The organism is Inquilinus sp. (assembly GCF_057815775.1).
In genome coordinates, this window is record NZ_JBYRFX010000155.1 from 1 (window position 1) to 8,122 (window position 8,122).

The following is an 8,122-nucleotide window of genomic DNA, read 5'->3' on the forward strand; positions in this document are numbered from 1 at the left end:
CGTCCACCACGCGACGCAGACGCCGTATCAGTTCCAGGACCTGTATTCCCGCCACTACGGCATCCCCGAGGCGCAGGTGCGAGTGGTCGCGCCCGATATCGGCGGGTCCTTCGGCATGAAGCTGCATGTCTATCCCGAGGACATGGCGGTGGTGGGCCTGAGCATCCTGCTGGGCCGGCCGGTCAAGTTCGTGGCCGACCGCCTCGAATCCTTCGTGTCGGACATCCACGCCCGAGACCATCGCGTCCGCGCCAGCATGGCGGTGGACGAGGCCGGGCGCATCCTGGCGATCCAGGTCGACGACGCCACCGCCGTCGGCGCCTTTTCGACCTATCCGCGCACCAGTGTGGTCGAGGGCAACCAGGTGATCCGCCTGATCGGCGCGCCCTATCGCACCCACAGCTACCGCGCCGAGCTGTCCGTGGTGTTCCAGAACAAAGTGCAGACCAGCCAGTACCGCGCCGTCGGCCACCCGATCGCCTGCGCCGTCACCGAGCGGCTGGTCGATCTGGCCGCCGCCAAGGTCGGCCTGGACCCGGCGGAGATGCGGGCCCGCAACCTGATCCCGGACGATGCCTATCCCTTCGTCTCGCCGACCGGCTACCAGTTCGAGGCGCTGTCGCACCAGGCCTGCCTGGCCCGGCTGAAGCGGATGATGGGCTATGACCAGCTGCGCGCGGAGCAGGCGGCGCTGCGGGGCAAGGGCATCCATCGCGGCATCGGCATCGCCGCCTTCGTCGAGATCTCCAACCCCGGCCCGGCCTTCTACGGCGTCGGCGGCGCGCGCATCTCGGCCCAGGACGGCGCGGTCATCGCGCTCACGCCGTCGGGCGAGGTGCGCTGCATGATCTCGGTCACCGAGCAGGGCCAGGGCACCGAAACCGTCATCGGCCAGATCGTCGCCGACCAGCTGGGCCTCACGCCCGACCGGGTCCGCGTCATCACCGGCGACACCGAGGTCACGCCCCATGGCGGCGCGACCTGGGCCTGCCGCGGCACCGGCATCGGCGGCGAGACGGCGCTGCAGGCCGGCCGCAAGCTGCGGGCCAATGTGCTGGACGTCGCCGCGGCGATCCTGCAGGCGCAGCCGGCGGCGCTGGACCTGCAGGATGGCTGGATCATTGACCGAACGACCGGTCAGCCGCGCATGGACCTGGCCGAGGTGGCGCGCATCGCCTATTTCCGAGCCGATACACTGCCGCCCGGCACCCAGGCACAACTGACGGTGGCGCATCACCACGCGCCGCAGGGCTATCCCTTCGCCTTCACCAACGGCATCCAGGGCTGCCTGGTCGAGCTCGACATCGAGACCGGCTTCGTCCGCATCCTGAAGCACTGGGTGGTCGAGGATTGCGGCCGGATCATCAACCCGATGCTGGTCGACGAACAGGTGCGCGGCGGCGTGGTCCAGGGGCTGGGCGCCGCCTTCTTCGAGGAATGCCGCTACGACGAGACCGGCCAGCTGACCAACGGCTCGCTGGCCGACTACCTCGTGCCGATGGCCTGCGAGATGCCGGATATCGAAATCGGCCATGTCGAGACCCCGACAAAGGACACCGAGCTCGGCGCCAAGGGCTGCGGCGAGGCTGGCACCGCGGCCGCCTCGGCCGCCGCGCTGAACGCCGTCAACGACGCAATGGCGCCGTTCGGCGCGACCATCGCGCAGATCCCGATGACGCCGGCCCGGCTGCTGAAGGCACTGGGCCGGATCTGCGGCCCGGGTCTGAATCAACGAAAACAAGGACAGAGGAGGACGCGATGACCGAGACGATCAGGAGCCTGGCGACCGGAACCATCTCCCGTCGCAACGCCGTGCTGGGCCTGGGCGCCGGCGCCGCCCTGCTGGCGATGCCGCGCATCGGCCGGGCGCAGGACGACACCATCCGCATCGGCTTCCCGACGCCGCTGACCGGCCCCTTCGCGGCCGAGGCCCAGGACCAGGTCAAGAGCGCCCAGCTGGCGGTGAAGCTGGTCAACGACAAGGGCGGCGTCGCCGGCCGCAAGGTCGAACTGCTGGTCCGCGACGACAAGCTGAACGCTGGCGAGGCCGCGACCCGGACGCTGGAGCTGATCGAGAAGGACAAGGTGCATGCCGTGGTCGGCGCCCTGTCCAGCGCCATCCAGCTCGCGGTCAACGAGGTCACCCGCGCCCGCGGCGTGCTCTACATCTCGATCAGCCAGTCCGACACCATCAACGAGGCCACCGATTTCAGCCGCTTCACCTTCCATGAGGCGCTGAACCCGCACATGACCACGGCGGCTGTCGCCCGGCACAGCTTCCAGAAGGGCACCAAGGTCGCCTATCTCGCCGCCGACTATGCCTATGGCCATGAGATGCTGCGCGGCTTCAAGCGCGCCCAGGACGAGATCGGCGCCACGAGCGTCGGCGAGATCCTGCACCCCTTCGGCGCCGCCGATTAACCTTCATGCCGCAGCTGATGTCGCTGCGGCCGGACGTCCTGTGCATCTGCAATTTCGGCCGCGACCAGGCCAACGCGATCAAGCAGGCGGTCGATTTCGGCGTGAAGAACCTGATGCGGATCGTGGTGCCGGTATTGCTGCACAACCAGCGCCTGGCGATCGGCCCGGACGCGTTCGAGGGCGTGGTCGGCGGCGCCAACTACTATTGGGGGCTGGAGCAGTCGATCCCCAGCGCCAAGGCGTTCAACGACGCGTTCCGCGCCGCCAATGACGGCGCCGTGCCGACCGATTACGGCGCCTACGGCTTCACCGGCGTCTCCGCCCTGCTGCTGGCGATGCAGGCGGCCGGCGGGCCGGAGACGGACAAGGTGATCGCCGCGCTGGAGGGCCTGAAATACGACGTTGCCAAGGGACCGCAGAGCTACCGCAAATGCGACCACCAGTCGGTGCAGTCGGTGCTGGTGCTGGAATCGAAGAAGCAAGCGGACATGGCGAACGATGCCGACCTGTTCACCGTGCTGGCGGCAGAGCCGGCGTCCGAGACCGTGCTGCGCAGCTGTGCCGAGCTGGGCTTCCCCGCCTGACCGCCTGAAGGGAGGGGCACCGCCATGGACGCCGGACTCATCGCCATGCAGCTGTTTTCCGGGGTCGCGCTGGGCGCGGTCCTGATCATGGCCGCGCTGGGCCTGTCGATCATCTTCGGCATGCTGGGCGTGGTCAACTTCGCCCATGGCGCGCTGTTCATGGTCGGCGCCTATGCCGGGCTGTGGGTCGCCATGCGGACCGGCAGCTTCTGGTGGGCGCTGCTGGTCGCGCCCGTCGCCGTCGGCGTCTTCGGCATGGCGATCGAACGCTTCCTGATCCGGCCGCTGTACCGGCGCGGGCCGGACGACCCGCTGCTGCTGACCTTCGGCCTCGGCTATGTGCTGGTCGAGGCGGTGCGCATCGTGTTCGGCAGCGACGGCATGCCGTTCCCGACGCCGCGGGCGCTGGCCGGGGTGGTCGACCTCGGCATCGGCTTCTTCCCGATCTACCGGATCTTCGTCATCGGCGTCGTCGCCCTGGTCCTGCTGCTGCTGTGGCTGGGGCTGGAGAAGACGCGGTTCGGCCTGATCGTCCGGGCGGGGGCGCGCGACCCGCTGATCATGCGCGTCCTGGGCGTCGATATCGGCCGGGTCTGGCTGCTGGTCTTCGGCCTGGGCGTCGGGCTGACGGCGCTGGGCGGGGTGCTGGCCGCGCCGATGCGCAACGTCAATCCGGAGATGGGATCGCTGGTGCTGGCGGAGGCCTTCGTGGTCACGGTGATCGGCGGCATGGGCTCGCTGCTCGGCGCCGTGGTCGCCGGGCTGCTGGTCGGTGTCGCAGTCAGCATGACGGCGCTGTTTGCGCCTGAAATGGCGACCATCGTCATGTTTGCGCTGATGGCGATCGTCCTGCTGGTCCGCCCGCAAGGCCTGTTCGGCCGGGCCGGAGCCGGCGCATGACCGCCGCGACCAAGCCCCTCGCCGCACCCGTCCGGACGGCACGGCCCGCCGGGATCCGGGCCACGCTGTCCGCTTGGCGCGTGCCGCTGGCGATCCTGGCGCTGTGCGCCCTGCCCTGGCTGCTGCCGTCCCAGGCGCTGGCGGTGAACGTGCTGATCTACGGCACCCTCGCCGTCGGCTACAATCTGCTGTTCGGCTACACCGGGATGCTGTCTTTCGGCCATGCCGCCTTCTTTGGCACGGGCGCTTACATCACCGGCATCGCCATCGGCCAATTCGGCCTGCCCTGGTTCGTAGCGATGGCGCTGGGCGTGCTGGGTGGCGGCATGCTGGCGGTGGTGATCGGCGCGCTGTCGATCCGCACCCGCGGCATCTACTTCTCGATGGTGACGCTGGCGCTGGCGCAACTGGTCTACTACGCGGCGCTGCAGGCCTCCGCCTGGACCGGCGGCGAGAACGGGCTGCGCGGCTTCACGGTCGCGTCCTTGGACATTCTCGGCTGGCGGATCGACATCCTTGACCCCGTCAACAAATATTATGTGCTGATGGTGTTCGCGGCGCTGGCGCTGTGGTTCGTCTCGCGCATCCTCAACTCGCCCTTCGGCGCGGCGATCGAGGCGATCCGCGAGAACGAGACCCGGGCCCGCGCCTGCGGCTACGACGTCGAGCGCACCAAGCTGCTGTCCTTCGCCCTGTCCGGCCTGATCTGCGCCCTGGCGGGCACGCTGTCGGCGCTGCACCTGGCGATCGTGCCGCTGGATTCGTTGCACTACCAGACCTCCGGCATGATCGTGATGATGACGCTGCTGGGCGGCGCCGGCAGCTTCTTCGGCCCCTTCATCGGCGCGCTGGCCTTCCTGCTGATGGAGGATGTGGTCTCGCTGTGGACGCCGCATTGGCAGATCATCGTCGGCAGCGTCTTCGTGCTGTTCGTGCTGTTCCTGCCCAAGGGGATCTGGGGCACCGTCCTGGCCTGGAGATCGGGCCGATGACCGCGCCCTTCCACGAGATCAGCGACATCGGCCGGCGCTTTTCCGGCTTCGTGGCGCTGGACGGCGTCTCGGCGGTGTTCGAGCCGAACCGCATCACCGCCGTGATCGGCCCGAACGGCGCCGGCAAGAGCACGCTGTTCAATGTGCTGTCGGGCGCGCTGCCGCCGTCCAGCGGCACCATCCGGTTCAAGGGCCGGGACCTGACCGGGACGAAGCAGCACCGCTTCGCCCATCTCGGCATCGCCCGGTCCTACCAGATCACCACCCTGTTCCAGGCGCTCAGCGTGCACGAGAATGTCCGCGTCGCGGCCCAGGCGCTGCGCACGCGCTACGACATCTGGCGCGACCGCCGCCGGCTGCACGAATTGGACGACCTGGCGGATGCCGCGCTGGCCGCCGTCGGCCTGTCTGCCCGGCGGCACGACCCGGCCCGGTCGCTCGCCCATGGCCAGCAGCGCGCGCTGGAGATCGCCATCGCCCTGGTCGCCGACCCCGAACTGCTGCTGCTGGACGAACCGACGGCCGGCATGGGGCCGGAGGAGACGAAGGAGATGGTGGCGCTGATCGAGCGGCTGGCGGCCGACCGCGCCATCCTGCTGGTCGAGCACAAGATGAAGATGATCCTGGGCCTGAGCGACCGCATCCTGGTGCTGCATCACGGCCGGCTGATCGCCGACGGCACCCCGGCCCAGGTCCAGGCCGACCCCGAGGTCCGCCGCGTCTATCTGGGGCAGTCGCATGGCTATGCTTGAGATCCGGGGCCTGAACGCCTGGTACGGCGCCAGCCATGTCCTGCACGGCGTGTCGCTGTCGGTGGCGGCGGGCGAGATCGTGGCGCTGGTCGGCCGCAACGGCGCGGGCAAGACCACCACCATCCGCTCGGTCATGGGGCTGATGCCGAAGACGGCGGGCGAGGTGCGCTTCGCCGGCACCGACCTGATGCGCCTGCCGGCGCATGCCCGCTACCGCCTCGGCCTCGCCTATGTGCCGGAGGAGCGGCGGATCGTGCCCGGCCTGACGGTGGCGGAGAATCTGCGGTTGGGCCTGGTCGCCGGCGCCGGGCGGGCCGGCGAGCGCATTGCCATCGACCGCATCGCCACCACCTTCCCGCGGCTGGCCGAGCGCCTGGGCCAGCAAGGCAGCACCCTGTCGGGCGGTGAGCAGCAGATGCTGGCCATCGCCCGCGCCATGATGGCGGAGCCGGGCATGATCCTGCTCGACGAGCCGTCGGAGGGCATCATGCCGGTGCTGGTCGAGGAGATGGGCGTGCTGTTCCGTCGGCTGCGCGACGAGGGCACGACCCTGCTGCTGGTCGAGCAGAACGTCGAATGGGCGCTGCGCCTGGCCGACCGCGCCGTGATCATCGACCAGGGCGAGGTGGTGCATGAGAGCAGCGCCGCCGCCCTGCTGGCCGACCAGGCCATCCAGGACCGCTACTGCGCCGTCTGACTGGACGCCCCTGCCCTGCGCGCGACCGGATGGAGCATTGCCGAAACGGCGTCTCTCGTTCCATCATCGGCGCCTACCCTGACTCTCGCCATCCCCCGGGCCTCGGCCGATATCGTGCCGACGTGCGCGATGCCGAGGGTCCGCCCCGAGTGCCAGAGGCTCCGCCGATGAACGATCTCTTCAAGCCCGAGGATTCCGCTTCCCTTCAATTCGGCATCGGACAGCCCGTCTCCCGCCTGGAAGACCCGGCGCTGCTGCGGGGCGAAGGCCGCTACACCGACGATGTCAGCCTGCCCGGCCAGGCCTATGCCGCCTTCGTGCGCAGCCCCCACGCCCATGGCACGATCGAAGCCATCTCGACCGAGACGGCCCGCGCCATGCCGGGCGTGCTCGCAATCTACACCGCGGCCGATCTCGCCCCGATGGGCTACGGGCCGCTGAAATGCGTGATCGCGTTCCAGCACCGCGACGGGTCGCCGATGACGACCCCACTGCGCCACGCGCTGGCCGCGGGCAAGGTGCGTTTCGTCGGCGATCCGGTCGCCGTGGTGATCGCGGAGACGGCCCATCAGGCGCGCGATGCGGCCGAGGCCGTGGAACTCGACATCGGTCCGCTTCCCGCCGTCACCCGCGTGCCGGAGGCGATCGCGCCCGGCGCGCCGCTTCTGTATGACGAGGCGCCCGGCAACCTGGTGCTCGACTACCACTATGGCGACACCGAGAAGGTCGCCGAGGCCTTCGCCCAGGCGGCGCATGTCACCCGGCTGGAGATCCTGAACAACCGCATCGTCGTCAACCCGATGGAGCCGCGCGCGGCGGTGGTGGGCCACGATGCCGCGACCGGTCGCTTCACCGTCCACGCGCCGAGCCAGGGCGTGTTCGGCAAGCGCAACAACCTGGCCGAGGCGATGAGCGTTCCGACCGACCGGATCCACCTCATCACCGGCAATGTCGGCGGCTCCTTCGGCATGAAGGGCGCGGTCTTCCCGGAATATGTCTGCCTGATGCATGCGGCGCGAGAACTCGACCGGCCGGTGAAGTGGACCGACCAGCGCTCCGACAGCTTCATGTCGGACCACCACGGCCGCGACATGGAGGTGGTGGCCGAGCTGGCGCTCGACGCCGAGGGGCAGTTCCTCGCCACCCGCTTCACCGGCTACGGCAACCTCGGCGCCTACCTGTCGCCGGTGGGCCCGATGATGACCACCCTCAACATCGCCAAGAATTCGATCGGCATGTACCGCACGCCGCTGACCGAGGTGAACACGATCTGCGCCGTGACCAACACCGTGCCGATCGGCGCCTATCGCGGCGCCGGCCGCCCCGAGGGCAACTACTACATGGAGCGGCTGATCGACACGGCAGCCGCCGAACTTGGCATCGACAAGGTCGATCTGCGCCTGCGCAACATGGTGGCACCGGACCAGCTGCCCTGGAAGACCCCGGCCGGCACCGCCTATGACAGCGGCGACTTCCCGGGCCTGCTCGGCCGGGCGATCGAGGCGGCGGTCTGGGACGGCTTCCCGGACCGCCACGCCGAGAGCGCCGCCCGCGGCAGGCTGCGCGGCCGCGGCATCGGCTGCTACCTCGAGGTCACGGCGCCGCCCGGGCCGGAAATGGGCGGCATCCGCTTCGAAGCGTACGGCTCGGTGACCTTCATCACCGGCACGCTCGATTATGGCCAGGGCCATGCGACGCCGTTCGCGCAGGTGCTGTCGGAGAAGCTCGGCATCCCCTTCGAGAAGATCAAGCTCCTGCAGGGCGACAGCGACCAGC

Annotated in this window: 8 protein-coding genes; all 8 read left to right on the forward strand. The window is 69.5% G+C overall.

All coding sequences use genetic code 11. The features are described 5' to 3' along the window. The coding region (locus AC3XYG_RS05600; protein WP_489138828.1) for a xanthine dehydrogenase family protein molybdopterin-binding subunit at nt 1-1,762 on the forward strand (1,762 nt) is incomplete at its 5' end. Then, nucleotides 1,759-2,421 (forward strand): ABC transporter substrate-binding protein, encoded by a 663-nt coding sequence (locus AC3XYG_RS05605; protein ID WP_489138829.1) that lies wholly within the window; start codon nt 1,759-1,761, stop codon nt 2,419-2,421. The genes AC3XYG_RS05600 and AC3XYG_RS05605, both read left to right, overlap by 4 nt. Before the next feature lie 5 nt (nt 2,422-2,426). Continuing rightward, complete coding sequence (locus AC3XYG_RS05610) at nt 2,427-3,005, forward strand: ABC transporter substrate-binding protein (RefSeq protein ID WP_489138830.1); 579 nt, start codon at nt 2,427-2,429, stop codon at nt 3,003-3,005. Between the two features lie 24 nt (nt 3,006-3,029). Further along, nucleotides 3,030-3,905: a branched-chain amino acid ABC transporter permease gene (locus tag AC3XYG_RS05615; protein WP_489138831.1), complete on the forward strand. Its 876-nt coding sequence runs from the start codon at nt 3,030-3,032 to the stop codon at nt 3,903-3,905. Beyond that, nucleotides 3,902-4,897, forward strand: a complete 996-nt coding sequence (locus tag AC3XYG_RS05620) for a branched-chain amino acid ABC transporter permease (protein WP_489138832.1) — start codon at nt 3,902-3,904, stop codon at nt 4,895-4,897. Before AC3XYG_RS05615 ends, AC3XYG_RS05620 begins: the two co-directional genes overlap by 4 nt. Continuing rightward, a complete protein-coding gene (locus AC3XYG_RS05625) occupies nt 4,894-5,649 on the forward strand; it encodes an ABC transporter ATP-binding protein (RefSeq protein ID WP_489138833.1) in 756 nt (251 codons plus the stop codon). The genes AC3XYG_RS05620 and AC3XYG_RS05625 overlap by 4 nt, the downstream gene beginning before the upstream one ends. After that, nucleotides 5,636-6,346, forward strand: a complete 711-nt coding sequence (locus AC3XYG_RS05630; RefSeq protein ID WP_489138834.1) for an ABC transporter ATP-binding protein — start codon at nt 5,636-5,638, stop codon at nt 6,344-6,346. The genes AC3XYG_RS05625 and AC3XYG_RS05630 overlap by 14 nt, the downstream gene beginning before the upstream one ends. A 167-nt stretch (nt 6,347-6,513) precedes the next feature. After that, nucleotides 6,514-8,122: xanthine dehydrogenase family protein molybdopterin-binding subunit (locus AC3XYG_RS05635; protein WP_489138835.1), on the forward strand; the 1,609-nt coding region annotated here is incomplete at its 3' end.

Bases quoted from the DNA above. Each gene is read 5' to 3' on its own strand.
- AC3XYG_RS05625 (WP_489138833.1), top strand. From the start codon at position 4,894: ATGACCGCGCCCTTCCACGAGATCAGCGACATCGGCCGGCGCTTTTCC.
- AC3XYG_RS05620 (WP_489138832.1), top strand. From the start codon at position 3,902: ATGACCGCCGCGACCAAGCCCCTCGCCGCACCCGTCCGGACGGCACGG.
- AC3XYG_RS05605 (WP_489138829.1), top strand. From the start codon at position 1,759: ATGACCGAGACGATCAGGAGCCTGGCGACCGGAACCATCTCCCGTCGC.
- AC3XYG_RS05615 (WP_489138831.1), top strand. From the start codon at position 3,030: ATGGACGCCGGACTCATCGCCATGCAGCTGTTTTCCGGGGTCGCGCTG.
- AC3XYG_RS05630 (WP_489138834.1), top strand. From the start codon at position 5,636: ATGGCTATGCTTGAGATCCGGGGCCTGAACGCCTGGTACGGCGCCAGC.
- AC3XYG_RS05610 (WP_489138830.1), top strand. From the start codon at position 2,427: ATGCCGCAGCTGATGTCGCTGCGGCCGGACGTCCTGTGCATCTGCAAT.